This is a genomic window from Kitasatospora sp. NPDC023176 (assembly GCF_055560495.1).
In genome coordinates this window covers 1-24,060 of sequence record NZ_JBVHIP010000045.1, presented here as the reverse complement: position 1 = coordinate 24,060, position 24,060 = coordinate 1, and the positions used below count along the sequence as shown (strand labels likewise).

General features: G+C 71.3%; 22 protein-coding genes and 1 rRNA gene. 6 read left to right on the top strand and 17 right to left on the bottom strand.

Features of this window, described 5'->3' with window-relative positions:
- Nucleotides 1-47 precede the first annotated feature (47 nt).
- The 6 genes from ACZ3YL_RS37375 to ACZ3YL_RS37350 form a co-directional block, all read right to left on the bottom strand.
- Complete coding sequence (locus tag ACZ3YL_RS37375) at nt 48-1,847, bottom strand: bifunctional metallophosphatase/5'-nucleotidase (RefSeq protein WP_188302710.1); 1,800 nt, start codon at nt 1,845-1,847, stop codon at nt 48-50.
- 195 nt (nt 1,848-2,042) lie between these two features.
- Complete coding sequence (locus tag ACZ3YL_RS37370) at nt 2,043-3,392, bottom strand: ATP-binding protein (RefSeq protein WP_188302711.1); 1,350 nt, start codon at nt 3,390-3,392, stop codon at nt 2,043-2,045.
- Between the two features lie 64 nt (nt 3,393-3,456).
- Nucleotides 3,457-5,031 carry an SCO6880 family protein gene (locus tag ACZ3YL_RS37365; RefSeq protein ID WP_188302712.1) on the bottom strand — a complete coding sequence of 525 codons (1,575 nt, stop codon included), beginning with the start codon at nt 5,029-5,031 and terminating at the stop codon, nt 3,457-3,459.
- Between the two features lie 7 nt (nt 5,032-5,038).
- Nucleotides 5,039-6,283, bottom strand: coding sequence for a hypothetical protein (locus tag ACZ3YL_RS37360; protein ID WP_411292876.1), 1,245 nt, complete (start codon nt 6,281-6,283; stop codon nt 5,039-5,041).
- Nucleotides 6,284-6,308: 25 nt separating this feature from the next.
- On the bottom strand, nt 6,309-7,124 hold the full coding sequence (locus ACZ3YL_RS37355; RefSeq protein WP_465661939.1) for a hypothetical protein: 816 nt from the start codon (nt 7,122-7,124) through the stop codon (nt 6,309-6,311).
- A 164-nt stretch (nt 7,125-7,288) separates the two neighbouring features.
- Nucleotides 7,289-7,639: a hypothetical protein gene (locus ACZ3YL_RS37350; protein ID WP_223241718.1), complete on the bottom strand. Its 351-nt coding sequence runs from the start codon at nt 7,637-7,639 to the stop codon at nt 7,289-7,291.
- 248 nt (nt 7,640-7,887) lie between these two features.
- On the opposite strand from ACZ3YL_RS37350, the gene ACZ3YL_RS37345 reads away from it, so the two are divergent.
- Both ACZ3YL_RS37345 and ACZ3YL_RS37340 read left to right on the top strand, forming a co-directional pair.
- Nucleotides 7,888-9,039 carry a C40 family peptidase gene (locus ACZ3YL_RS37345; protein WP_188302715.1) on the top strand — a complete coding sequence of 384 codons (1,152 nt, stop codon included), beginning with the start codon at nt 7,888-7,890 and terminating at the stop codon, nt 9,037-9,039.
- A gap of 179 nt (nt 9,040-9,218) precedes the next feature.
- Complete coding sequence (locus tag ACZ3YL_RS37340; protein WP_188302716.1) at nt 9,219-9,956, top strand: phosphatase PAP2 family protein; 738 nt, start codon at nt 9,219-9,221, stop codon at nt 9,954-9,956.
- 57 nt (nt 9,957-10,013) lie between these two features.
- Here ACZ3YL_RS37340 and ACZ3YL_RS37335 read toward each other — a convergent pair whose 3' ends face one another.
- On the bottom strand, nt 10,014-10,208 hold the full coding sequence (locus tag ACZ3YL_RS37335; RefSeq protein ID WP_188302730.1) for a hypothetical protein: 195 nt from the start codon (nt 10,206-10,208) through the stop codon (nt 10,014-10,016).
- A gap of 162 nt (nt 10,209-10,370) precedes the next feature.
- Here ACZ3YL_RS37335 and ACZ3YL_RS37330 point away from each other — a divergent pair, with 162 nt between their 5' ends.
- Both ACZ3YL_RS37330 and ACZ3YL_RS37325 read left to right on the top strand, forming a co-directional pair.
- Nucleotides 10,371-11,270: an SCO4651 family lipoprotein gene (locus tag ACZ3YL_RS37330; RefSeq protein WP_188302717.1), complete on the top strand. Its 900-nt coding sequence runs from the start codon at nt 10,371-10,373 to the stop codon at nt 11,268-11,270.
- A 220-nt stretch (nt 11,271-11,490) separates the two neighbouring features.
- Nucleotides 11,491-11,679 (top strand): hypothetical protein, encoded by a 189-nt coding sequence (locus ACZ3YL_RS37325; RefSeq protein WP_223241727.1) that lies wholly within the window; start codon nt 11,491-11,493, stop codon nt 11,677-11,679.
- 28 nt (nt 11,680-11,707) lie between these two features.
- Here ACZ3YL_RS37325 and ACZ3YL_RS37320 read toward each other — a convergent pair whose 3' ends face one another.
- On the bottom strand, nt 11,708-12,106 hold the full coding sequence (locus tag ACZ3YL_RS37320; RefSeq protein ID WP_188302718.1) for a metal-sensitive transcriptional regulator: 399 nt from the start codon (nt 12,104-12,106) through the stop codon (nt 11,708-11,710).
- A 357-nt stretch (nt 12,107-12,463) separates the two neighbouring features.
- Here ACZ3YL_RS37320 and ACZ3YL_RS37315 point away from each other — a divergent pair, with 357 nt between their 5' ends.
- Nucleotides 12,464-13,084, top strand: coding sequence for a DUF47 domain-containing protein (locus ACZ3YL_RS37315; protein ID WP_188302719.1), 621 nt, complete (start codon nt 12,464-12,466; stop codon nt 13,082-13,084).
- Between the two features lie 5 nt (nt 13,085-13,089).
- Nucleotides 13,090-14,085, top strand: a complete 996-nt coding sequence (locus ACZ3YL_RS37310) for an inorganic phosphate transporter (RefSeq protein WP_188302720.1) — start codon at nt 13,090-13,092, stop codon at nt 14,083-14,085.
- Between the two features lie 164 nt (nt 14,086-14,249).
- Here the strand turns inward: ACZ3YL_RS37310 and pstB are convergent, their stop codons facing one another.
- The 9 genes from pstB to rrf all read right to left on the bottom strand — a co-directional run.
- Entirely contained in the window at nt 14,250-15,026 is a 777-nt protein-coding gene (gene pstB / locus ACZ3YL_RS37305; protein ID WP_188302721.1) for a phosphate ABC transporter ATP-binding protein PstB, read from the bottom strand.
- 43 nt (nt 15,027-15,069) lie between these two features.
- Nucleotides 15,070-16,146 (bottom strand): phosphate ABC transporter permease PstA, encoded by a 1,077-nt coding sequence (gene pstA, locus ACZ3YL_RS37300; protein WP_465661935.1) that lies wholly within the window; start codon nt 16,144-16,146, stop codon nt 15,070-15,072.
- Nucleotides 16,143-17,120 carry a phosphate ABC transporter permease subunit PstC gene (pstC, locus tag ACZ3YL_RS37295; protein WP_188302723.1) on the bottom strand — a complete coding sequence of 326 codons (978 nt, stop codon included), beginning with the start codon at nt 17,118-17,120 and terminating at the stop codon, nt 16,143-16,145. The genes pstA and pstC overlap by 4 nt, the downstream gene beginning before the upstream one ends.
- A 150-nt stretch (nt 17,121-17,270) precedes the next feature.
- Nucleotides 17,271-18,407: a phosphate ABC transporter substrate-binding protein PstS gene (pstS, locus tag ACZ3YL_RS37290; protein ID WP_188302724.1), complete on the bottom strand. Its 1,137-nt coding sequence runs from the start codon at nt 18,405-18,407 to the stop codon at nt 17,271-17,273.
- A gap of 227 nt (nt 18,408-18,634) precedes the next feature.
- The gene (locus tag ACZ3YL_RS37285) at nt 18,635-19,132 is read right to left on the bottom strand and encodes an NUDIX hydrolase (protein ID WP_411292877.1); all 498 of its coding nucleotides are present in this window, start codon (nt 19,130-19,132) and stop codon (nt 18,635-18,637) included.
- Between the two features lie 31 nt (nt 19,133-19,163).
- Entirely contained in the window at nt 19,164-20,252 is a 1,089-nt protein-coding gene (locus ACZ3YL_RS37280; protein WP_465661933.1) for a CHAD domain-containing protein, read from the bottom strand.
- A gap of 121 nt (nt 20,253-20,373) precedes the next feature.
- The gene (locus ACZ3YL_RS37275; RefSeq protein WP_223242943.1) at nt 20,374-22,551 is read right to left on the bottom strand and encodes an RNA degradosome polyphosphate kinase; all 2,178 of its coding nucleotides are present in this window, start codon (nt 22,549-22,551) and stop codon (nt 20,374-20,376) included.
- A 359-nt stretch (nt 22,552-22,910) separates the two neighbouring features.
- Entirely contained in the window at nt 22,911-23,921 is a 1,011-nt protein-coding gene (gene mshD / locus ACZ3YL_RS37270; RefSeq protein ID WP_188307553.1) for a mycothiol synthase, read from the bottom strand.
- A gap of 72 nt (nt 23,922-23,993) precedes the next feature.
- Nucleotides 23,994-24,060, bottom strand: a 5S ribosomal RNA gene (gene rrf / locus ACZ3YL_RS37265); the annotation flags it as partial.

The following is a 24,060-nucleotide window of genomic DNA, read 5'->3' as shown; positions in this document are numbered from 1 at the left end:
CCGTCCTCAGGTCCCGCCTCCGGCGGGACGTCGTGCCCGGCCCACGGTCAGTCGATGTCGCTGCCCGGGCCGAGGACCTTCACCCGGTCCTGCGCCGGCGGCTTCAGCGGCGTGCCCGCCGAACTGTGGGCCGCCAGGTAGGCCGTGAGGACGTCCAGGTCGGAGGCGCCGACCAGCTTGTCGGTGCCGGCCGCGAAGGCCGGGAAGCCGTCGCCGCCGCCGGCCAGGAACTCGTTGGCCGCGACCCGGTACGTGGCGGCCGGGTCGACCGGCGCGCCGTTCAGCCGGATCGAGTCCAGGACGACCCGGTCCGCGCCGGTCTTGCGCATGTCCAGGGTGTAGTGGAGGTTCGAGGACACCTGGAGGATCTTGGGCGCCGCGTCGTTGAGCCCGCTCACCTGCTGCTGGAGCAACTGGACCAGCTGGGCACCGGTCAGCGTCTTGACCTGCATCATGTTGGTGAACGGCTGGACGGTGAACGCCTCGCCGTAGGTCACCACACCGTCGCCCTCACCGCCCGAGGCCTTGTAGACCAGGTCGGAGCGCAGGCCCCCCGGGTTCATGAACGCGACCTGGGCCCCGCCCTTGGCGGCCGGGGCGAGCCCCTCCAGCTGCGCGTCGGCGATCACGTCGCCGAGCGGCTTCTCCAGGTCGGCGCTGCCGCGGCCGTTGATGTCCGCGGAGATGTAGCCGATCGGGCGGTTGGCCCTCGGCGCGGCCAGCTTGGAGTAGTGGTCGATCAGCGCCGTCATGTCCGGGGCCTTCTCGACCGTGCGGCGCACCACGTGGTTCTCGGCCTTGACCGACGGGCGGACGATCTCGCCGGTGGTCTTGTCCAGCTTCATGTCGATCTCGGTGAACAGCCGGCCGAAGGAGGCGGCACTGGTCACCGAGCGGGGCACGCCGTCGGGGTCGGGGATGCTGCAGGCGTACGCGTTGTGGGTGTGGCCGGTGACGATGGCGCCGACCGCCGGGTCGATCTTCTTGGCGATGTCGACGATCGGGCCGGAGATGCCCTGGCCGGCCGCGCCGCAGTCGTAGTTGTACACGCCGCTGGCCGGGTAGCCGCCCTCGTGGATCAGCGCGACGATCGAGTTGACGCCCTTGGCCTTCAGCTCCGCGGCGTACTTGTTGATCGTGGTGACCTCGTTGGCGAACTTCAGGCCCTTGACGCCCTCGGCGGTCACGATGTTCGGCGTGCCCTCCAGGGTGACGCCGATGAAGCCGATCTTCACGCCCTGCGACTTGGTCACCCAGTACGGCGGCAGCAGCGGCTTGCCGGACTGCTCGTCGGTGACGTTGGCCGACAGGTAGTTGAAGTTGGCGCCCTTGAAGGTGCGGCCGGGTTCGTAGCAGCCGTCGGTCGGGTGGCAGCCGCCCTCCTGCTTGCGCAGCAGCTCCGCCGCGCCCTGGTCGAACTCGTGGTTGCCGACCGAGGTGACGTCCAGGCCGAGCTTGTCCATCGCCTCGATGGTCGGCTCGTCGTGGAACAGCGCCGAGGTGAGGGGGCTGGCGCCGACGATGTCGCCGGCCGCGACGGTGATCGAGTCGTCGGCCGGGATCCGCGCCTTGCGCAGCTCGGTGGCCAGGTACTCGATGCCGCCGGCCGGGGTCGAGACGACCTGACCGGTGGCCGGGTCGACCTCCTTGACCGTGCCGGAGGAGCCGGCCGGCGGCTCCAGGTTGCCGTGGAAGTCGTTGATCGCCAACAGCTGGAGGTTGACGGTCTTGTGACGCTTGGCGTTGGCGTCGGCGGCCTGAGCGGCCGTCGGCACGACCACCGTGCCGAACAGACCTGCGGCGGCGACGACGGCGAACGCCGCCCGTCGGGATCTGACGGTGAGCATGAGGGGTCCCCTGCACCTTGGAAGAGCACGCGGCGGCGGAGCGCACCGGCGTGGGCAATGTGTTGCGCGAGTGCAGCCTAGGGTCAACGCGCGTAGCTGTCAGGACGTCGGACGTAACGAGAGGATTACCTGCTGACGAACCATCGCCGTCGGAGCCGGACGGGCAGCCTGCGCACCATTCCCCCGGGCCCCGCCTCAGACCCCCGGCTCGGCCGCCAACTGCCGCTCGGCCCGGTCCCGTTCGGCCACCGCGTCCTCGGTCATCGCACGGTCGGTGTACACCAGCGGCCGCTCGGTGTCGGTGATGATGTGCTTGACCACCTGCACGTTGCCGTTGACGTCCCACACCGCGATGCCCGGCGACAGGGTCGGGATGATCTCCACCGCCCAGCGCGGCAGGCCCAGCACCCGGCCGGTGGCCCGCGCCTCCTCGGCCTTCTGCATGTAGATCGTCCGGGTGGAGGCCATCTTCAGGATCGCCGACGCCTCCCTGGCCGCCGCGCCGTCCACCACGTCCGACAGGTGGTGCACCACCGCCACGAAGGAGAGCCCGAGCCTGCGGCCGAACTTCAGCAGCCGCTGGAACAGCTGGGCCACGAAGGGGCTGTTGATGATGTGCCAGGCCTCCTCGACCAGGAAGATGCGCTTCTTCCGGTCCGGCCGGATCCAGGTGTGCTCCAGCCACACCCCGACGATCGCCATCAGGATCGGCATCGCGATCGAGTTGCGGTCGATGTGCGAGAGGTCGAAGACGATCAGCGGCGCGTCCAGGTCGATGCCGTCGGAGGTCGGACCGTCGAACATGCCGCGCAGGTCACCGTCGACCAGCCGGTCCAGCACCAGCGCCACGTCCAGGCCCCAGGACTGCACCTGGTCCACCGCCACGCCCAGCGACTCCACCGAGGACAGGTCGGGGTTGCGCAGGGTGTCGATGATGTCGTCCAGCACCGGCTGACGATCCTGCACCGAGGCCACCACATGGGCGTGGGCGGCCTTCAGCGCGAAGCCGGCCCGCTCCTCCAGCCCGCGCCCCATCGCCACCTCGATGATGGTGCGCAGCAGCGACAGCTGGCCGGTCTGGGTGATCGCCGGGTCCAGCGGGTTGAGCTTCACCCCGCCGTCCCGGGCCGCCATCGGATCCAGCCGGATCGACTTTATGCCCAGCGCGTTGGCGATCAGGTTCCACTCGCCGACGCCGTCCTCGCCCTGCGCGTCCAGCACCACCACCTGCCGGTCGCGGAACCTCAACTGCCGCAGCACGTACGTCTTCTCCAGCGCCGACTTGCCGTTGCCGGACTCGCCCAGCACCAGCCAGTGCGGGGCCGGCAGCTGCTGCCCGTACAGCTGGAAGGGGTCGTAGACGTAGCCCTTGCCGCTGTACACCTCGCGCCCGATGATCACCCCGGAGTCGCCCAACCCCGGTGCGGCGGTGGGCAGGTAGACCGCCTGCGCCTGGCCGGTGGAGGTGCGCACCGGCAGCCGGGTGGTCTCCACCTTGCCGAACATCAGGCTGGTGAACGCGTCGGTGAGGTTGCCGAGCGCCATGGGCGGCCTCCTGGTGCCAGCGGTAGGGGTGGGCGAACACGGTCCGGGTGGACCGGCGGGACGGTCAGCGGCGGATGCCGGTGGCGAACGGCAGGGTGTTGACGAACGCCCGGTGGTGCTCGCGGTCGCACCACTCCAGCTTGAGGTAGCTCTTGCCGGCCGAGGCCCGGATGGTCCGCTTGTCGCGGGCCAGGGCATCGGGGTTGCGCGAGGAGACCGTGATGTAGCCGACCAGGTTCACCCCGGCCGCGCCGGAGGCCAGGTCGTCACCGCGCTGGTCCACCCGGCCGGTGTGGGCCAGGTCGCGCGGATCGACCGTCCGGTTCATCTTGGCCGCGCGGCTGGCCTCCGCCTCGTCGTTGGTCTTCTCGGTCAGCATCCGCTCGATCGCGACGTCGGTGGGCTCCAGGTCCATCGTCACCGCGACCGTCCGGATCACGTCCGGGGTGTGCACCAGCAGCGGCGCCAGGAAGTTGACGCCCACCGGGGTGAGCGGCCACTCCTTGATCCACGCGGTGGCGTGGCACCACGGCTCCCGGGTCGCCGACTCGCGGGTCTTCGCCGTCAGGTACTGCGGGTGGGTCGCGTCCAGCTCGGCCGGCCAGGCGTTGCGCCGGGACATCGCCTGGAGGTGGTCGATCGGGTGGTCCGGGTCGTACATCGAGTGCAGCAACGAGGACAGCCGGGCCTGGCCCAGCGGCTGGCGCACCCGGATGTCCGCCTCCGCCAGCCGGGCGCAGATGTCGGTCAGCTCGCGGGCCATCACGGCCGCCAGCCCGTCGTCGTCCCGGGCCCGCCCGCCGGTGGCCGTGCGGCCCATCGCGTGCGCCTCGGCGGCCAGGTCCCGGGTGTAGTGCATGCAGGCCACCAGGTACGCCCGGTGCTGCTCCGAGGAGGTCGACACCATCGACTGCAGCTGGTCGTACGACTCCTGCAGCCAGCGCGGCGCGTCGTGGTCCCCGCGCCGCTCGACGTCCTTGGCGTGGGCGTCCGGGTCGGCCGGCAGGGTGCGGGCCAGGATCTGCAGCCGGGTCACGAAGCCGTCCCCGTTGGCGACGTGCTTCAGCAGCGTGCCGAAGCGGTCGACCAGCGTCTCCTGGTCCTCCGAGTCCCGCAGCCCGACACCCGGGCCCTCGATCTCGATCGCGGCCGTCACCGTCCGCCGCTCCAGGTGCATCAGCACCCCGACCTCGTCCGGCCCGAACGGCGCGGTCAGCCAGCGCAGCCGCCCCACCCCCGGCGGCGGGCCGATCTCCACCTCACGGCCGTCCATCCGGGTGCCCGCGTCCATCGCCTCCGAGCGCCACAGAGCGCGCCCGCTGCGGACCGTCCGGCGGTAGGTGCGGTTGATCTCCACCCACTTGTAGAACGTCCGCTTGCGGTACGGCACGTAGACCGCCGCGATGGCCAGGATCGGCAGGCCGACCAGACCGGCGATCCGCAGCGGCAGGACGGGCATCAGCAGGCCCCAGAGCATCCCGAGGAACGCCCCGAAGATGATCAGCACGATCTCGCCGGACTCCCGGTTCCGGCCGATCGGCGCGTTCGGGCGGGCCTTGCCGATCAGGTAGGTGCGGCGCTGGTGCACGTACGACTGGGCGTACTGGGCGCCGTACTGGCCGAGCGGTTCACTGCTCACTTACCCGTCACCCCCCCTTCGCTGGATTGCTGTCGCGGATCGAAACGGGGGCCTGCGGCGGCCCGGCCTGCGGCGGCGGGGCCGGCGTCCGGCCCGCGTGCGCGGCGATGCCGGGCGCGACCGAGCCGCCGCCCGCACCCCCGCCACCCCCGCCGGACGCCTGACCGCGGTCGCCGTGGGTGGTGATGCCCTGCTTCATCAGGTTCGCGGTGCCGTTGATCATCGCCGAGCCGGCCTGCACCGCGCTGGCCCGGGCCCGGCGCATGTTCAGCATCTCGTCACCGAAAGTCGGGACGAAGCGGTACACCGCGGCACTCGCGAAGATCGACAGGAACAGGATCGCCAGCCCGGACAGCACCCGGGAGAAGTCGTCATTGGCCCCGGCCCCGGTCGCCACCGCGCCCGCCAGCCCCAGGATGATCACGATGATCGGCTTCGCCAGGTCCACCGCCAGCATCATCCCGGCCCAGCGGCGCACGTGCTTCCACAACTGCCGGTCCACCAGCCCCGCGTACACCGCCGTCCCCAGCAGCGCCCCCACGTACAGCATCGCCGCCCGGATCACCAGCTCGATCCAGAGCACCGCCGCCGCCAGCACCGCGACCAGCGACACGATCACCAGGATCAGCGGCCCGCCGCCGACATCCCCCTTCTCCAGGGTGTCCGCGAACCCGCCCAGGTACGTCCCGGTGTCCGACTTGGTCCCGACCGAGATCGCCTTCGTCAGCCCGTCCGTCACGCTCACCACGGTGAACAGGATCAGCGGCGTGAACGCGGAGGCCACCACCGTCAGCCACAGGAACCCGACCGCCTCCGAGATCGCCGTCGTCAACGGCGCCCCCCGCACCGCCCGCTTGGTCACCGCCAGCAGCCACAGGACCAGCGTGATCACCGTCGACACCGCGAACACCACGGCGTACTGCTGCAGGAACGACTGGTTGGTGAAGTCCACCGCCGTCGTCCCGTCGATCGCCCCCGACAACTTCCGCACCACCCAAGCCGCCGCCTGGGCACACCCCTTGGCCAACGACCCGAGCGGATCGGTCACGGTCCCGACGGTGCTGCCACCGGGGAGCGAACCGCCACTGGGCGGGGCGCAGTAGACATCGTTGCCGGGGAGCGGAACTCCCGGGCACGCCGTATTGGTGACCCCGGAGCTGGGGGCGGGCGACGGATCCGCCATCGCGCGGCCGGTCGCCAGCACGACCGAGAGTGCGCCGAACAGCGCCGTCCCGGCCACACGACCGGCCATCCCCCGGATGGGACCCGAGTTGCCGTCAGCGGGCATAGCGGAAGCCTCCGAACTGCTCGACGGCACCAGTGATCTCCTCCGCGGTCGCGGCCTGCTGGTCCGGCGGGATCGGGGCCGGACCCGCCGCTCGGCTGTAGTCGGTGAGCTTCCAGTCCGTCCCGGTCCATCGCAGGCTGAGGTTGAGCGTGAACCACTCCTCGGACACGGGTTTGGTCGACCGCTCGCCAGCCAGCCCGAACAGGCCCGTGCACCAGACGTCGACCTTGACGCTCTCCGGGGTGTAACCGTTGGTCCTGGTCCCGACCGGAATCGTCCGGCTGACGAAGGTCAGGCCCTTGGGAGGGCGGCCCTGGGCGTCGACTCCGAACCGGGCCGCCGTCTCCGGCGAGAAGCCCTGGTCCAGCCGGCTCTGCAGGGCCCCCGCCGAGCCCGGGTCGGCGATGGTGGCGACGATGGTGTGGCGGCTGTCGGTGCGGAACATGTCCGCGGAGCCGATGGCCACCGCGTAGTTGGCGGCGGCGGACTGGGCACCCTGGTCGCTGTGCGGGAAGCCGGAGGCGATGCCGTTGGCGGTGGTGCCGACGGGCTGGTCGCCGCTGGGGGCCGGGCCGGCGCCGGTGCCCGTGGTGGGGGCGGCGCGGTCGGCGGAGCCGCCGTTGTTGCCGGGGCCGGGCTTGCCGCGGTTGGCGATGGAGATGGCGACGACGAGCAGGGTGACGACGACGAGGACGGTCAGCAGCGTTCTCAGTGGCCGGGACTGACGGGCGGTCGCCGGTGCGGAGGGCTGTTCGTCGACCGGCAGCCGCGTACGGGTGTGCGGCTGGTCGTCGGACAACGGCACGGCGGCCCTCCTGGTGCGGGGAGCCGGGGGGCTCCGGGGGCCTCCGTCCGGGGGCGGGCGCGGACGGAGGGTGGGAACGGGGGTGGACTCCTGGCGGTCGGCCCGCTGGGGAGGTCCGGGCGGGAACCTGCCCTCAGGGGGACCGGGTCACTGCTGTCCGATCGTCAGATAGCCATGCCGTAGACAATGGTGAACAGAGTGCCGAGTGATCCGATGATGAACACGCCGGTCAGGCCGGCGACGATCAGCCCCTTGCCCTGTTCGGCGCCGAAGCTGTCGCGCATCGCGGTCGCGCCGATCCGCTGTTTGGCCGCGCCCCAGACCGCGAGGCCGAGGCAGACGAGGATGGCGACGGCCATGATGACCTCGACCATCACCCGGGCCTCCGACCCGAGGCTCGCGAACGGGCCCCAGTCCGGGGCGATCCCGCCGATGATGGTGTCGATATTCGGCTTCTTGGGGGGGTCCTCGGCCAGGTGGCCGACCGCATAGGTGTGCACACTGCTCAGGTTCATTTCCATCTCACCGCCCGATCAGGCAAATTCAAGGGCCCGGACCCCGCCCGCGCGAAGGGTCGGTGCCTATTCTTGGCCAGATCTGATGTCGACTTGGCTACTTCTCGCGGATTGGTCGTGAGGCATCGGACACGTACGCGAGGATGTCCACCGTACGAAGGATAGCGCTCACTCTTTGTATCTCTGATGATTGCGGTGAGCAACGCCTTCCGGGACACTTCGACTGACGATTCGTCGGGATGGTGCTGATGGTACTCCGGAAGGGCGGTACGGCCGCCGCTGCTGCGGGAGTTGTTGCGTTCGGGTTCCTCGGTCTGGTGACGATGGGGACGTATGCGGCGAGCGGGACGCCGCAGCAGTCGGCGAATCGTTCCGCCCTCTCTCCGGGAACGGTCCCGGCGGCCTACCAGGACTCGATCCAGAAGTGGGGCTCGCTCTGTCCGGAGATCTCCCCGCCGATGCTCGCGGCGCAGCTGTACCAGGAAAGCGGTTTCGATCCCAAGGCCCAATCCGGCGTCGGGGCCCAGGGAATGGCGCAGTTCATGCCGGACACCTGGCCGGTGTACGCCACGGACGGTGACGGGGACGGCAGGAAGGACGTCTGGAACCCGTACGACGCGATCGCCACGGCGGCGGTCTACGACTGCGCGCTCGCCAAGGACGTGGCCGGAGTGCCGGGGGACGCGCAGGCCAACATGCTGGCCGCCTACAACGCGGGCCCGTACGCGGTGACGAAGAACCGGGGCATCCCGCCGTACAAGGAGACCCAGGGGTACGTGCGGAACATCCAGGCGATGGCCCGCAGCTTCACCGCGCCGACCGCGCCGGTGGAGGTGTCCGCGCAGTCGGCCGCGGCGATCTACTTCGCGCAGACCAAGCTCGGCACGCCGTACCTGTGGGGCGGTGACGGGGCGGCCTGGCAGAACGGGCGGTTCGACTGTTCCGGGCTCACCGTGGCCGCGTTCAACACCGTGGGCATCACCCTGCCCCGGGTGGCCAACGACCAGTGGTACGCCGGACCGCACCCGTCGCGGGATCAGCTGCGGCCGGGCGACCTGGTGTTCTTCGCGACGGACCTGGGCGATCCGCGGAGCATCCACCACGTGGGGATCTACGTCGGCGGCGGCTACATGATCAACGCGCCGCACACCGGGGCGGTGATCCGCTACGACAAGATCGACACCCGGGAGTACATCGGGGCGACCCGGGTCACCACGGACGGCGCCCAGGCACTGCCGACCCGGAACGACAACAGCGGCGCGGTCAACGCCCCGAGTCGTCCGGGCACGACGGCGCCGACCGGCCCGGCGGCCCCCGCCCAGCCCGCGGCCGCCGCCCCGCCCGCCCCGACGGCACCGGGGCGGCCCAGTGGAGGCGGCGGAACCGGTGGGGCGGGCTGAAACGTCCGTCCACCTGTGTGCGGCCTGTGGACGCTGAGTCAAGTTTCCATAACCGCGCGTTTCCGTGGAACGCTGTGTCCCGGCGATGACGTTGGGTCCGGTGGTCCCCCGTCAGCTTCGCGCGCCGGGCGGGCCCCGGTGGGAACGAACAGGTGCAGCGGACCAGAAGGAGGTGCGGCGTGTCGACGCCGCTTGCCGACACGACCAACCCCGACCTCGGCCTGCTCTACGCCGTCAACGGCCTGGCCAAGCGCTCCCCCCAGTGGCTGGACCACCTGGTCTCGTGGATCGGCGAGTACGGCATCCTGCTCGGCCTCGCGATGCTCGGGCTGGTGGGGTGGTTGCAGGCCAGACGCCGCCCGGACGCGCCGGTGGCGATCGCCGGGCTGCTCTGGGTGCCGCTGTCGGTGGCCATCGCCGAGCTGGCCAACCTGCCGATCGCCGCGATCGTGGACCGGCCGCGGCCCTTCGTCGACCACCCGGGACTGCTGGTCCTGGTGGACGGCAAGGCGGGCACCCACTCCTTCGTCAGCGACCACTCGACCATGACGATGGCCGTGGCGGTGTCGCTGTTCCTGGTGAACCGGAAGCTGGGCTGGATCGCCGGGGGGCTGGCCCTGCTGCAGGGCTTCTGCCGGATGTTCATGGGCGTCCACTACCCGACCGACGTGATCGGCGGCTTCGCGCTCGCCGTCGCCGTGGTGCTGCTGCTGGCGCCGATCGCGATGGCGGTGCTGGTCCCGTTCTGCCACGCGCTGAGCCGGACGGCGGTCGCCCCGCTGATCCGGGCGCCCGAGCGCGGCGGGGCCGGTGGGGCCGGTGGGACCGGCCGTGGCGGCGCCCCGCGCGGCCGCCGGCGCGGACGGGGGGCGGTGCGCTCCGAGGAGCAGCCGCCGGAGTCCGACCTCGCGGCCTGACCTCGCGGCCTCGACAACCGCCGGAGTCCGGCCTCGCGGCCTCAACGCCGCAGCGGTCTAGTCCGGCGCCTCGCCGCCGTACTCCGCGAGGTGGTCGGCCCCCTCGCGGCGGACCAGGTCGCGGGAGCGGCGGGCCGCGGAGTACCAGCCGCAGCTGCAGGTCGCGAAGGCGAAGGAGCCGCGTTCGCTGACCGCGACGCGGTGCTCGGGCATCGGGGTGGTGCCGGGGGCTACCGGCAGCTCACTGTGCACGGGATTCACCGTAACGCGCCGGGCGGGCCGGGCGCGACGCCCGTCGGATTCCGCCGGGCCGTAACCCTTGGCGGCCCAACTCGTTTGCCCGGAAAGAGCTCTGCCCACCCGGTGGTGTCCGGTGGGGCAGTCGGGCCCGAGGGGGTTGTCGCGAGGATGAAGATGACCGACCAGCAGCGAACCGGGCGGCCAGCGCGCCGCCCGGGGCCGTACCTGCGCTCGGCGGCCGGGGCCGCCCTGCTCGCCGCCGCCCTGGCCGCAGGGGCCGCCGGGTGCTCCGGCGGGTCCGGTGGCGGCTCCTCCGACCAGCAGTCGACCGCCCCGGACCAGCTGGCCGGCGACCCGGTGACGGCGGTGCGCAACGCCGCCGACATCACGGGTCGGACGGGTTCCGCGCACACCGCCACCGATCTGGTCACGGAGTCGGCCGACAAGAAGGCCTCCTTCTCCGGGACCGGCGGCTACGACTACGTGAAGCGGATCGGCCGGCTGGAGGTCCAGGTGCCGCCGGGGGCGGCGACCACCGGGAAGATCGTCGAGGTGGTCCTGCCGGGCACCGTCTACCTGCAGAACAGCGGTGCCAAGGTGCCTGAGGGCAAGTGGGTCAAGCTGGACGTGCGTCAGCTGCCGGACGGCAACCTGGTCAGCAGCGGCGCGACCGACCCGGCCACGGCGGCGGGGGCACTGCGCGGGGTGCAGAAGGCCGACCTGGTCGGCACCGAGACGGTGGACGGCACCCCGCTGCACCACTACCGGGGCACCCTGGACCTGGGCAAGGCCGCCGACGCCACCGGCGGCCGGGGCGGGGACGGCCTGCGGATGGGCGGGCAGACCTTCACCGTCAAGGAGGTCCCGTACGACGCCTGGCTGGACGACCAGGGCCGGCTGCACAAGGTGGTGGAGGTGTTCACCTTCGCCGGGGTCGCCGGGTCGAAGGAGGCCAAGGACCAGGTGAAGGTCACCTCGACGACCTCGCTGTCGGACTTCGGCAAGCCGGTCGAGGCGGCCGAGCCGGCGGCCTCGGACATCTACCAGATGAAGCCTTCGGAGAGCCCGAAGTAGGGCTGGTCGGCCCCGCCCTGGAGCCCGCCGGGGGCAGCGCTCCGGCGCCGGGGCGTAGCGGGGCGCCGCCGGAGCGGGTGGCCGTCCGGGGAGCGACGGCCACCCGTTTCGGCGGCGCCGAGATGGCCCGTCCGTGCCATGTGGACGGGCTCCGGAGTGCCTAGGCTGGACGCCGGGTGGCTGCCGCCCGGGCTGGCGAGGCACTGAAGGGGTGGTGCAGGTGGTGTCGTCCACGGGCGGCCGCAACGGCGGCCACGACGACGCGGCCCTCGACGAGATCGAGCTGGCCGGCGAGCTGATGATCGCCGCGACGGCCAGCGCCGGTGACCGGCTGCCGACCGAGCGGATCGACGAGGTGCTGCTGGACCGGGTGGACCCGGCCCGGGCCGAGCGGGAGGGCGACGGCTGACGGGCGCCCCGGGCCGTCCGGGGTCGGGTCAGCTGCGCAGCAGCCGGCCGATCGCGGCCGAGGCCTCCGCCACCTTGGCGTCCAGCTCGACTCCGCCCTGCTCGGCGGCTGCGGCGACGCAGTGCCGCAGGTGCTCCTCCAGCAGGGAGAGCGCGAAGGACTGGAGGGCCTTGGTGCTGGCCGAGACCTGGGTGAGCACGTCGATGCAGTAGACGTCCTCGTCGACCATCCGCTGGAGGCCGCGGATCTGGCCCTCGATCCGGCGCAGCCGCTTGAGGTGGGCGTCCTTCTGCGCGCTGTAGCCGTGCGGGCCGTGTCCGCCGCCGTGGCCCGCGGCGGCGGGGGTACCGGCCTGCGGCTCGGTCCCGGGCGCGTGGTCCGGCTCGGGCGCGTGGTCCGGCTCGGTGCGCGCTTGCGTCGTGGTCATCGGCCCGCCTTCGTCTGAGTGCCTGGTGGCTGCGTCGGCCACCAGTGTCCAACACCGGGGCCCCGTGTGGTGTTCCGACGGCTCACCCGGCATGTGCCGAAGGGCCTGGTGGGGGTCGTGGCGGGGTTCACCCGTCTGAGCGGCGCCCCGGGCTGCCGCACGCGGGACGGGGCAATCGTGCCGAGGTTCCGTCAGACTGAGTCCTTGCGTCCGCACCTGGCGGCGCGGTCCGGGCAGCTGGCGTGACAGCCGAACGGAAGAGGAGGTTCCGCCTCCCTGGCCACCACCCCGTTTGCGCGATCGCGCTTGGTTGCACCTAGCATCGTTCAGTCCGTACCCCGCACATCGGAGATTTCCGTGCGTTTTAGCCTGACCCCGAAGGAGACGAGTTTCTACGACATGTTCGCCGCCGCCGCGGAGAACCTCGTCGTCGGATCGAAGCTCCTGCTCGAACTGCTGGGATCAGACGTGTCGGCCCGCGCGGAGATCGTCGAGCGCATGCGCGCCGCCGAGCACGCCGGGGACGACACCACCCATGCCGTCTTCCACCAGCTGAACTCCTCCTTCATCACGCCCTTCGACCGCGAGGACATCTACAGCCTCGCGTCGTCGCTGGACGACATCATGGACTTCATGGAGGAGGCCGTCGACCTGGTCGTCCTCTACGACATCCAGACCCTGCCGAAGGGCGTCGAGCAGCAGATCGAGGTGCTGGCGCGCGCCGCGGAACTCACCGCCGCGGCGATGCCGAACCTGCGCAGCATGTCGAACCTGACCGAGTACTGGATCGAGATCAACCGGCTGGAGAACCAGGCCGACCAGATCCACCGCAAGCTGCTCGCCCACCTGTTCTCCGGTCAGTACGACGCCATCGAGGTCCTCAAGCTCAAGCAGGTCGTGGACGTCCTTGAGGAGGCGGCGGACGCGTTCGAGCACGTCGCCAACACGGTGGAGACCATCGCCGTCAAGGAGTCCTGACCCTCGTGGACATGGCTGCACTCATCGCCGTCATCGGCGTTGCGTTCTTCTTCACGTACACCAACGGCTTCCACGACTCGGCGAACGCGATCGCCACGTCGGTCTCCACCCGGGCGCTGACCCCGAGGGCCGCGCTCGCGATGGCCGCCGTGATGAACCTGGCCGGCGCCTTCCTCGGCAGCGGCGTGGCGCACACCGTCTCCAAGGGGATCATCGAGACCCCCACCGGCAACCAGGGGATGGCGATCCTCTTCGCCGCCCTGGTCGGCGCGATCGCCTGGAACCTGATCACCTGGTACTTCGGCCTGCCGTCCTCCTCCTCGCACGCGCTGTTCGGCGGCATGGTGGGCGCGGCTCTGGCCGGCGGCATCGGCGTGATCTGGAGCGGGGTCCTCGACAAGATCGTCATCCCGATGATCGTCTCGCCGATCGTCGGTCTGATCGGCGGCTTCGCCGTGATGCTGGCGATCCTGTGGATCTTCCGCCGGGCCAACCCGCACCGCGCCAAGCGCAACTTCCGGGTCGCCCAGACCGCCTCGGCCGCCGCGATGGCGCTGGCGCACGGTCTGCAGGACGCCCAGAAGACGATGGGCATCGTGGTCATGGCGCTCACCATCTCCGGTCACCAGACCACGGGCGACATCCCGGTCTGGGTGAAGATCTCCTGCGCGACCATGCTCTCGCTGGGCACCTACGCGGGCGGCTGGCGGATCATGCGGACGCTCGGCCGGAAGATCATCGAGCTGGACCCGCCGCAGGGCTTCGCGGCCGAGGCCACCTCCGCCGCGATCATGTACATCACGTCGTTCGTCTTCAAGGCACCGATCTCCACCACCCACGTGATCACCGCGGCGATCATGGGCGTGGGGGCCACCAAGCGGATCCGCGCGGTGCGCTGGGGCGTCGCGAAGAACATCGTGCTCGGCTGGTTCATCACGATGCCGGCGGCCGGCATCGTCGCAGCGCTGATGTACTGGTTCGTCCACCTGTTCTGGGGCTGATCCCCGGACGGCCGGCCACCAGGTCGGTACACCGCCCCGAGCCGCAGGCGAGCGGGCGCGGCGCAGAAGCAGAGCAGGGCCCGCCCCCACATCTCGGGGGCGGGCCCTGCTCGTGTCCCGCGGCGGCACCGCCATGCAGCACCGCGGGACGGCTGGGGTCCGGCTCAGCCGAAGCGGCCGGAGATGTAGTCCTCGGTCGCCTGCACCGACGGGTTGGAGAAGATCCGCTGGGTGTCGTCCAGCTCGATCAGCTTGCCCGGCTGACCGACGCCGGCCAGGTTGAAGAAGGCGGTGCGGTCGCTGACGCGGGCCGCCTGCTGCATGTTGTGGGTCACGATGACGATGGTGAACTGCGACTTCAGCTCGCCGATCAGGTCCTCGATGGCGAGGGTGGAGATCGGGTCGAGCGCGGAGCAGGGCTCGTCCATCAGCAGGACCTGCGGCTCGACCGCGATGGCGCGGGCGATGCACAGGCGCTGCTGCTGACCGCCGGAGAGGCCGGCCCCGGGCTTGTTCAGCCGGGTGTGGACCTCCTTCCAGAGGTTGGCGCCCTTCAGCGAGCGCTCCACCACCTCGTCCAGGACGGCCTTCTTCTTCACGCCGGCGAGCTTGAGCCCGGCGACCACGTTGTCGTAGATCGACATGGTCGGGAACGGGTTCGGGCGCTGGAAGACCATGCCGATGGAGCGGCGCACGGCGACCGGGTCGACGTTGGGGGCGTACAGGTTCTCGTCGTCGAGGAGGACCTTGCCCTCGACCCGGGCACCGGGGATCACCTCGTGCATCCGGTTGAGGGTGCGCAGGAAGGTGGACTTGCCGCAGCCGGAGGGGCCGATGAAGGCGGTCACCGAACGGGGCTCGATGCTCATCGAGATGTCCTCGATGGCCTTGGTGGTGCCGTAGTAGGCCGACAGTCCGCTGACGTCGATGCGCTTGGCCATGATCGTTGCTTCTCTCGTCTTCGTTCGTACGTCAGTCGGTCGCTCAGTGTCCGGCCTTGGGCGAGCGCCAGCGTGCGATGCCCCGGGCGATGAGGTTGAGCCCCATCACGAAGGCGATCAGCACCAGCGCGGCGCCCCAGGCGCGGGCGTAGCCGAAGTCGTTGTTGACCACCGAGTACTGCTGCCAGATGTACATCGGCAGGGACTGCTGCGGTCCGTCGAACGGGTTGCTGTTGATGTAGTCGGCGCCGAACACCAGCATCATCACCGGGGCGGTCTCGCCCGTGATGCGGGCGACCGCGAGCATCACGCCGGTGGTGATGCCGCCGATCGCGGTGGGGAGGACGATCTTCAGGATGGTCTTCCACTTCGGCACACCGAGGGCGTACGAGGCCTCGCGCAGCTCGTTCGGGACGAGCTTGAGCATCTCCTCGGTGGAGCGGACCACGACCGGGATTATCAGGATCGCCAGCGCGAGGCTGCCCGAGAAGCCGGAGTAGCCGAAGCCCAGGGCGAGGTTCCACAGCGAGAGGATGAACAGACCGGCGACGATCGACGGGACGCCCGTCATCACGTCGACGAAGAAGGTGACGGCCTTGGCGAGCCGGCCGCGGCCGTACTCCACCAGGTAGACGGCGGTCAGCAGACCGAGCGGGGCCGCCATCAGGGTGGCCAGGGCGACCTGCTGGAGGGTGCCGAGCAGCGCGTGGTAGATCCCGCCGCCGGGGCCGGACTGGATGACGCCCTTCATCGAGTGGCTCAGGAAGTTCCCGTCCACCACGCCGATGCCCTGCTGGATCGTGTAGACGGTCAGCGCGACCAGCGGGACGACGGCCAGGATGAAGGCGACCCAGACCACCGAGGTGGCGAAGCGGTCCTTGGCCTGGCGGCGGCCCTCGACCTGGGCCGAGATCAGGTAGCTGCCCAGCAGGAACAGCAGGGCCGAGATCAGGCCCCACTGCAGGTGGCTCTCCAGCCCGCCGGCGGCGCCGATCCCGCAGCCGACCGCGATCGAGCCGGCGGCGACGACGGGCGGGGTCCACCGGGGCAGCCGGTTGGCGGTGAGCTTCGGGCCGACCTGCGGCCGGGCGTCCTCGGGGACGGTGGTGACGGTGGTCATGCGTTGGCCCCCGAGTACTCCTTGCGGCGGGCGATGATCAGTCGCGCGGCACCGTTCACCAGCAGGGTGATGACGAACAGGACGAGGCCGGAGGCCATCAGCGCGTCGCGGCCGTTGTTGCCGGCCTCGGCGAACTTCAGCGCGATGTTCTGCGCGAAGGTGCCGCCGCCCGCGTCCAGGATGTGCAGCGACAGGACGCTGTTGGCGGAGAGCACCACCGCGACCGCGATGGTCTCGCCGAGCGCCCGGCCGAGGCCGAGCATGGAGGCCGAGATGATGCCGGGGCGGCCGAACGGCAGCACCGCGGTGCGGATCATCTCCCAGCGGGTCGCGCCGAGCGCGAGCGCCGCCTCCTCGTGCATCCGCGGCACCTGGCGGAACACCTCGCGGGAGACCGCGGTGATGATCGGCAGGATCATGATCGCCAGCAGGATGCCGACGGTGAACAGGTTGCGCGGGGTGCCGGTCTTGGTCTGGTCGAAGATGTACGTCCAGCCGAGGTACTGGTTGAGCCAGCTGGTCAGCCCGTCCATGTGCGGGACGAGGAACAGCGCGCCCCAGAGGCCGTAGACGATGCTGGGGACGGCGGCGAGCAGGTCGACCAGGTAGGCGAACGGCTGGGCGATCCGCCGCGGCGCGTAGTGCGAGATGAACAGCGCGATCCCGATGGCCACCGGGACGGCGATCGCCATCGCGATGAGGGCGCTGACGACGGTGCCGAAGGCCAGGACGGCGATGCCGAAGACCGGCTCCGGGGCGTCCGGCGTCCACTCGAAGGTGGTGAGGAAGTTGCCGTGGTTGTTGCTGAGGGCCTGGCCCGAGCGCCAGGCCAGGAAGCCGGCGATCGCGGCCATGATGACCAGCAGCAGGATGCCCGCGCCGCGGGCGAGGTTCATGAAGATCTTGTCGCCGACGCGGCTGTCGCGCGGTCGGCGTTCCCTGCCTCGCGGGGCGGCAGGGGAGGATGAAGTCATTGGTCTACTCCGGTCTGGTGGTACCGCCCCGGTAGGGGGACGGCACCATGGCGGCGGTGCCCCGGACGTTGGTGCTGGGTCGGTGCGTTCCGGTGGGACGGCCCCGGCCCCCCTCGCTCACGGGGCCGTCCCACCGGTGGTCCTGTTCGGTCAGGCGAGCGCGGAGACCGCGGTCTTGACCTTGTCGCCGATCGCGGCCGGCATCGGGACGTAGCCCTTGTCGCCGATCGACTTCTGGGCAGCGTCGCTGATGGTGTAGGTCAGGAAGGACTTCAGGGTGTCCAGGGTCTCGGCCTTGTTGCCCTTGTCGCAGGCGATCTCGTAGGTGACCAGGACGATCGGGTAGGCGTTGTCGGCCTTGGTCCCGTAGTCCAGCGCGAGCGCGAGGTCACCGTCGGTGCCCGAGACGGTGGAGGAGGAGAGCGTGAGGGCCGCGTTGGCGGCGGTCGCCTCGACCGGCTGAGCGGCACCGGTGGCGATCTTGGCGCTCTTCAGGTTGTTGGTCTGGGCGTAGGACAGCTCGGCGTAGCCGATCGAGTTCTTGACCTGCTTGATCTGGGCGGAGACGCCGGCGCTGCCGTTCGCGGACTGGCCGCCCTTGCCCTTCCACGCCTTGTTCGGCTCCGCGCTCCAGGCGCCGCCCGAGGTCTTGGCGAAGTACGAGGTCAGGTTGTAGGTGGTGCCGGAGTCGTCCGAGCGGTGGAAGCTCTGGATCTCGGCGTCCGGCAGCTTGGCGCCCGGGTTCAGCGCGGCGATGGCCGGGTCGTTCCACTTGGTGATCTGCGAGTCGAAGATCTTGGCGGCGGTCGGGCCGTCCAGGACCAGGTTGTCGACACCCTCGACGTTGTAGACCAGCGAGACCAGGCCGGCCACCATCGGCAGGTCGATCGCCTTGCCACCGGTGCAGACGGCCTTGGAGGCGTCGACGTCGGCCGGCTTCAGCGCGAAGTCGGAGCCCGCGAACGCGACCTTGCCCTGGGTGAACTGCTGGACACCGGCACCGGAGCCGCCGCCGCTGTAGTTGACCGTGGTACCGGAGCAGGACGAGCCGAAGTTGGTCTTCCACACGTCGATCGCCGGGGCCTGCGCGGTCGAACCGGCGCCGAGCAGCGTGCCGGGCTTGCCACAGGTGACCGCGGCACTGGCCGCGGCGGAGCTGCCAGAGCCACCGGACGCCTTGGTGGTGTTGTTGTCGTCCGAACCGCAGGCGGCGAGCGACAGCGAGCTGACGAGCGCCATGGCACCGATGGCGAGGGCCTTGGAGCGGCCGTTCCGCTGGAGCTTCACAGGGGTGTCCCTTTCTGTGGCATTGCCCGTCTCGCAGGCCGTGCGGACACGGCCGAGCGCGGGTTTTGCTGTGGTCCGGGGCCCGTTCGGCCCTCCGGTAGTCCCGAAGTTAGGCCGGGTAAGTGACGCGTCAGCCGGTCGCAAGTGAACGGGGAGTGAACCTCGAACGGATGGCAGGAAACTACGTCACGTAGTAACGGTTGCGTCACGCCCAGGGCGCGGGGAGATCACTTCCACCGGTCCTTCGCCGGCACCTGCTCGCCCGTGCGCACGGGCCTGGCACCCAGCATCACCAGCAACGCGTCGATCAGCAACCGGTCCCGGTCGTGGGTCAGCCGCGCCCGCGCCTTGCCCGCGGGCAGCCACTCCAGGCGGTCGACCTCCCGGTTCGGCCGGAAGGCGCCCCCGGTCGGCACCGCCGCCCAGTAGCGGACTTCCTTCGGACGGCCCTGCGCCAGGTAGTGCTGGGCGGGCAGCTCCGGGCCGAGCAGGCAGTGGAAGCCGGTCTCCTCCCGCACCTCGCGCAGCGCCGCCTCGACCACGCCCTCGCCCGGGTCGAGCTTGCCCTTCGGCAGGCTCCAGTCGTCGTACTTCGGGCGGTGGATCACCGCGATCCGCGGCCGACCCAGCCGGCCGCTGGGCTTCGGCCGCCCGGGCAGCCAGAGCACCCCGCCCGCCGCCAGGACCACCGGGGCCCGGCCCGCCCCGGTCGGGCGCGCGTCCACCGGCTGCCCGGTGCTCAGGCGATCACGCAATTCAGGCCGTCCGTGGTGCGGGGGAATGCCCCCAGCCCTCGGCAGGGGGGATCTCCAGCCAGCCGTCCAGACCCGGCGGGAGTTCGGGCCACCGGCGGCCGAAGGCGTACCGCGCCGCCTCCACCTCCAGTCGCTGATCAGCATGCACCACGCCCAGCACGTAGGCGGTCGCGGGGGTGATCCGCGGGGTGCGCGCCGCCGTCGCCGCGGTGACTGCGGCGTCCGCGGCCTCCTGGTGCCGGCGCAGCACCGCGTCCAGCTCGTCCAGCTCGGCGGACTGGCGGCCGCACACCTCCAGCGCGTACCGGGCCCGCTTCACCAGGATCCGCAGCCGGGACCAGGGCGCGTCGTCCGCCGCCAGCGCGGTGTCCGCGTCCGCCGCGCCGCGCGCCGGGGGCACCGCACCCAGCCGGCGCAGCCCGTCCCCGCCGTACGGCGTCGCGGCCCGCCGCAGCGGCAGCTGCTGGGCGCTCGCCGACAGCGCGGTGAACGCGGCCGCCGCCTGCGGCAGCAGCACCGCCGAGGGCCGGCCGCCCGCCGTCTCCAGCAGCGGCGCCTCGCCGACCAGCAGGGTCATCCGGTCCGCCAGCGCGTGCAGCCGGGCCGAGCGGAGCTCCTGGAGCACCGTGGAGTGCGCCCTGGTCCGGGCCAGGGTCAGCTGCCGGTCCAGCAGCGCCCGCGCCTTGGGGGCGCCGGCGTGCCCGGCCAGCATCCCCGTGCCCTCCGGGTCGGTGCCGCTCAGCGAGTCCACCGCGGCCAGCAGCCGGGCCGAGCGGCGGACGTAACCGGGCTCCAGCGCCAACAGGTTGAGCAGCCAGCGCAGTTCGGTGCGCGACTCCTGCGCCCAGGCCTGTTCGAAGACGGCCCCGAAGGTGTGCAGCAGTCCGCCGACCCGCCGTACGGACCGCAGCAGGTCGGCGGTGCCGCTCGCCGGAACGGCCGCGGCCGAGCCCGGTCTGGCGCCGACCTCGCCCACCGCGAGCGGCAGGGCGCGCAGGAACGCCCCCGCCTGGGCGGTGAGATGGCGGGAAAGGATGTCCCCGGCGGTCTCCGTGGAGGCCGCCTGGGCCGTCATCGGCGCATCGGTCATGGCGTGGTAGATCCCCGTTCCCCCGGGGCCCTTCCCCGGGGCTGGTGGCCGACCGCCGGAGCACGTCCCCCCGGGGCCTCGGGGGCCCCGACCGCTCCGGCGGCTCGCATCAGTGGACGCGTCAGCGCGAGGTGGCGGCCCGGCGGCGCTGGCGCGAGTCGATCAGCAGGTCCTGGACGTGCCGCAGCGGCCGGCCCTCGGCGTCCTGCGAGTGGCGCTCCCAGGCACCGTCCGGTCCCAGGTGCCACGACTCGGTCTCGGCCGAGACACCGAGGTCGATCAGTCCGGACAGTTCGGCGCGGTGCGCCGGGTCGGTGATCCGCAGCAGGGCCTCGATCCGGCGGTCCAGGTTGCGGTGCATCATGTCGGCGCTGCCGATCCACACCTCGGGATCGCCGTTGTTGCCGAACACGAAGATCCGGGAGTGCTCCAGGAAGCGCCCCAGGACGCTGCGCACCCGGATGTTCTCGCTGAGCCCCGGCACGCCCGGCCGGATCGCGCAGATCCCGCGCACCCAGACGTCCACCGGCACCCCGGCCTGCGAGGCCCGGTAGAGCGCGTCGATCACGGTCTCGTCGACGATCGAGTTGACCTTGATCTTCACGTACGCGGGCCGGCCCGCCCGGTGGTGGGCGATCTCGTTGTGGATCCGCGAGACCAGCCCGTCGCGCAGGCCGCGCGGGGCGGTCAGCAACCGGCGGTAGGACTCGCGGCGCGAGTAGCCGGACAACCGGTTGAACAGGTCCGAGAGGTCCGCGCCGACCTGGGGGTCGGAGGTGAGCAGACCGAGGTCCTCGTACAGCCGGGCCGTCTTCGGGTGGTAGTTGCCGGTGCCGACGTGCGAGTAGCGGCGCAGGGTGTCGCCCTCCTGGCGGACCACCAGCGACAGCTTGCAGTGGGTCTTCAGCCCGACCAGGCCGTAGACCACGTGGCAGCCGGACTCCTCCAGCTTGCGGGCCCACTTGATGTTGGCCTGCTCGTCGAAGCGCGCCTTGATCTCGACCAGCACCAGCACCTGCTTGCCGGACTCCGCCGCGTCGATCAGGGCGTCCACGATCGGCGAGTCGCCCGAGGTGCGGTAGAGCGTCTGCTTGATCGCCAGCACGTCCGGGTCGGCGGCGGCCTGCTCCAGGAAGGCCTGCACCGAGGTGGAGAAGCTGTCGTACGGGTGGTGCAGCAGCACGTCGCGCTCGCGCATCGCGACGAAGATGTCCGGCTGGGAGGCGGACTCGACGTCCGTCAGCCCGCGGGCCGTACCGGCCACGAACTTCGGGTACTTCAGCTCCGGCCGGTCCAGCTCGGCGATCCCGAACAGCCCGGTCAGGTCCAGCGGCCCGGGCAGCGGGAAGACCTCCGCCTCGGTGATGTTCAGCTCCCGCACCAGCAGGTCCAGGATGTAGGGGTCGATCGACTCCTCGACCTCCAGCCGGACGGGCGGGCCGAAGCGCCGCCGCATCAGCTCCTTCTCCAGGGCCTTGAGGATGTTCTCGGTGTCGTCCTCCTCCACCTCCAGGTCCTCGTTGCGGGTGACCCGGAAGGCGTGGTGCGCCAACACCTCCATCCCCGGGAAGAGCTCCTCCAGGTGCGCGCCCATCACGTCCTCCAGCGGGACGTAGCGCTGGGGCGAGGCCTCCAGGAAGCGGGCCAGCGACTGCGGCACCTTCACCCGGGCGAAGTGCTTGTGGCCGGACACCGGGTTGCGGACGACCACGGCCAGGTTGAGGGAGAGCCCCGATATGTAGGGGAAGGGGTGCGCCGGGTCGACCGCCAGCGGGGTCAGCACCGGGAAGATCTTCTGCCGGAACAGGGTGTGCAGCCGGGCCTGCTCCTTCTCGGCCAGCTCCGGCCAGCGGACCACCTCGATGCCCTCGGCGGCGAGGTCCGGCAGCACCTCCTGCTGGAAGGCGGCGGCATGACGGGCCATCAGCTCGCGCGACCTGGTCCAGATCAGGTCCAGCACCTCGCGCGGCTGGAGGCCGGACGCGCTGCGCTGGGCGACGCCGGTGGCGATCCGGCGCTTCAGACCGGCCACCCGGACCATGAAGAACTCGTCCAGGTTGCTGGCGAAGATCGCCAGGAACTTGGCCCGCTCCAGGAGCGGGATCCCCGGATCCTCGGCCAGTTCCAGGACGCGCTCGTTGAACGCCAGCCAGCTCCGCTCACGGTCCAGGAAGCGGCCCTGCGGCAGTGCTTCGAAATCCTGCTCGTCCGTGGTCGCCGGCTCCGGCGGGACGCCCAGCGCACCGGACATCCGGGCCGTGGGCGAGGGCGGGGCAGGGACGGGGCGGGGGATGCTCATGGGTTCCAGCTCCTCCAGCAGGACGGCGTCCGAACGCGAATGGCTCTGCGGGCCGTCGTCCTCGCCCCGGGTCGACCCCGGGGACAGCACCCACCCACCGGGCGCGGTCCGTACAGGACCGGCCGACGAAGGGCGGTCGACTCTGCACGAGCGAGACACTACGGACTTCATCCTGTGATCTTCGCGGCAGCAATTGAATCCACGGTAAACACCGCATGGCCAGGAGGAAAGCTGAGTCGGTCGGAGCAAGGGGTCGGCGGCCTTCCCCGCCCCTCGCCCGCGACCTCTCCGTTACCCCCGGGCCGCCCGTGGCCAGGGGGTGGGGACCACCCGGACGTGGCTGGGGAGGCGGGTCGTGGCTACGCGTGGGTGCCCGGCCGGACCGGCCGGTCCGCCTGGTACCGGGCGCGGTACATGAGGTCCACCTCGTGCACGGTGAATCCCAGTCGCTCGTACACCCGGACCGCGGCCGGGTTGTCGGCGTCGACGTAGAGGAGGACGGTCGCCAGTCCGCGCTCGCCGGCGCCTGACCCGGTCAGGTGACGCAGGCCGGCCGCGGTCAGCGCCCGGCCCAGACCGCTGCCCTGCTCGGCCGGGTCCACCCCGACGACGTAGACCTCGCCGAGCTCCGGCTCGGTGGCGGTGGCCGGGTGCACCTTCGTCCAGTGGAAGCCGACCACCCTGCCGTCCCGGGTCGCCAGGAAGAAGCCGGCCGGGTCGAACCAGGGCTCGGCGATCCGCTCCGCCAGGTCCTGCTCCGTCCAGGAGCCCTGCTCGGGGTGGTGGGCGAAGGCCAGGGCGTTCAGCCGCAGCCACTCGGCGTCGTCCTCCCCCGGGCGGAAGGTGCGGAGCTCGATGCCCTCGGGGACGGGCACGGCCTCGGTCTGCGGACCGGTGCGACGCATCTGCCGCAGCTCCCGGACCAGCTCGGCGCCGTACGCCTCGGCCAGGTGCCGGGCCGCCGGGTGACCGCCGTGCACCCAGAAGTCCACCGCGTCACGCCCGGCACCGTGCGCCTGCGCCAGGACGGCGTCGACCAGCGGGCGGGCCAGACCCCGGCCCCGGGCCGCCGGGTCGACCACCAGCTCGGCGGCCGGGTTGGCGGTCGCGGTGCCGGCGGCTGCGGTGTCGGCGCCCGTGGTCTCCGGCACCTCGAGCTGGCCGTAGCCGACGACGGACCCGCTCTCGCTCCCGATGACATGGGTGACACCCGGCCGGGCCGTCTCGGCGTTCCGCAGCCGGAGCCGGCCCTGCTCGGAGACGGCGGCCCGGCCGTCGACCGCCTGAGCCTCCGCCAGAACACGCAGGGCGCCGTCGCGCTGCTCGGGACGGAGCACGTTGTCCGCCATGACCGCTGTCTGATCGTCCATGCCCCGACGATACGTCAATGGAAATGCGAAAAGCCCCTGATCCATAAGGATCAGGGGCTTTTCTGAAGAATTGTTCGGCGGCGTCCTACTCTCCCACAGGGTCCCCCCTGCAGTACCATCGGCGCTGTGAGGCTTAGCT

Bases quoted from the DNA above. Each gene is read 5' to 3' on its own strand.
- ACZ3YL_RS37350 (WP_223241718.1), bottom strand. From the start codon at position 7,639: ATGAACCTGAGCAGTGTGCACACCTATGCGGTCGGCCACCTGGCCGAG.
- pstA (WP_465661935.1), bottom strand. From the start codon at position 16,146: ATGACCACCGTCACCACCGTCCCCGAGGACGCCCGGCCGCAGGTCGGC.
- ACZ3YL_RS37330 (WP_188302717.1), top strand. From the start codon at position 10,371: ATGACCGACCAGCAGCGAACCGGGCGGCCAGCGCGCCGCCCGGGGCCG.
- pstB (WP_188302721.1), bottom strand. From the start codon at position 15,026: ATGGCCAAGCGCATCGACGTCAGCGGACTGTCGGCCTACTACGGCACC.
- ACZ3YL_RS37320 (WP_188302718.1), bottom strand. From the start codon at position 12,106: ATGACCACGACGCAAGCGCGCACCGAGCCGGACCACGCGCCCGAGCCG.
- ACZ3YL_RS37370 (WP_188302711.1), bottom strand. From the start codon at position 3,392: ATGGCGCTCGGCAACCTCACCGACGCGTTCACCAGCCTGATGTTCGGC.
- mshD (WP_188307553.1), bottom strand. From the start codon at position 23,921: ATGGACGATCAGACAGCGGTCATGGCGGACAACGTGCTCCGTCCCGAG.
- ACZ3YL_RS37375 (WP_188302710.1), bottom strand. From the start codon at position 1,847: ATGCTCACCGTCAGATCCCGACGGGCGGCGTTCGCCGTCGTCGCCGCC.
- ACZ3YL_RS37360 (WP_411292876.1), bottom strand. From the start codon at position 6,283: ATGGCCGGTCGTGTGGCCGGGACGGCGCTGTTCGGCGCACTCTCGGTC.
- ACZ3YL_RS37280 (WP_465661933.1), bottom strand. From the start codon at position 20,252: ATGACCGATGCGCCGATGACGGCCCAGGCGGCCTCCACGGAGACCGCC.
- ACZ3YL_RS37345 (WP_188302715.1), top strand. From the start codon at position 7,888: ATGGTACTCCGGAAGGGCGGTACGGCCGCCGCTGCTGCGGGAGTTGTT.
- ACZ3YL_RS37275 (WP_223242943.1), bottom strand. From the start codon at position 22,551: ATGAGCATCCCCCGCCCCGTCCCTGCCCCGCCCTCGCCCACGGCCCGG.
- pstC (WP_188302723.1), bottom strand. From the start codon at position 17,120: ATGACTTCATCCTCCCCTGCCGCCCCGCGAGGCAGGGAACGCCGACCG.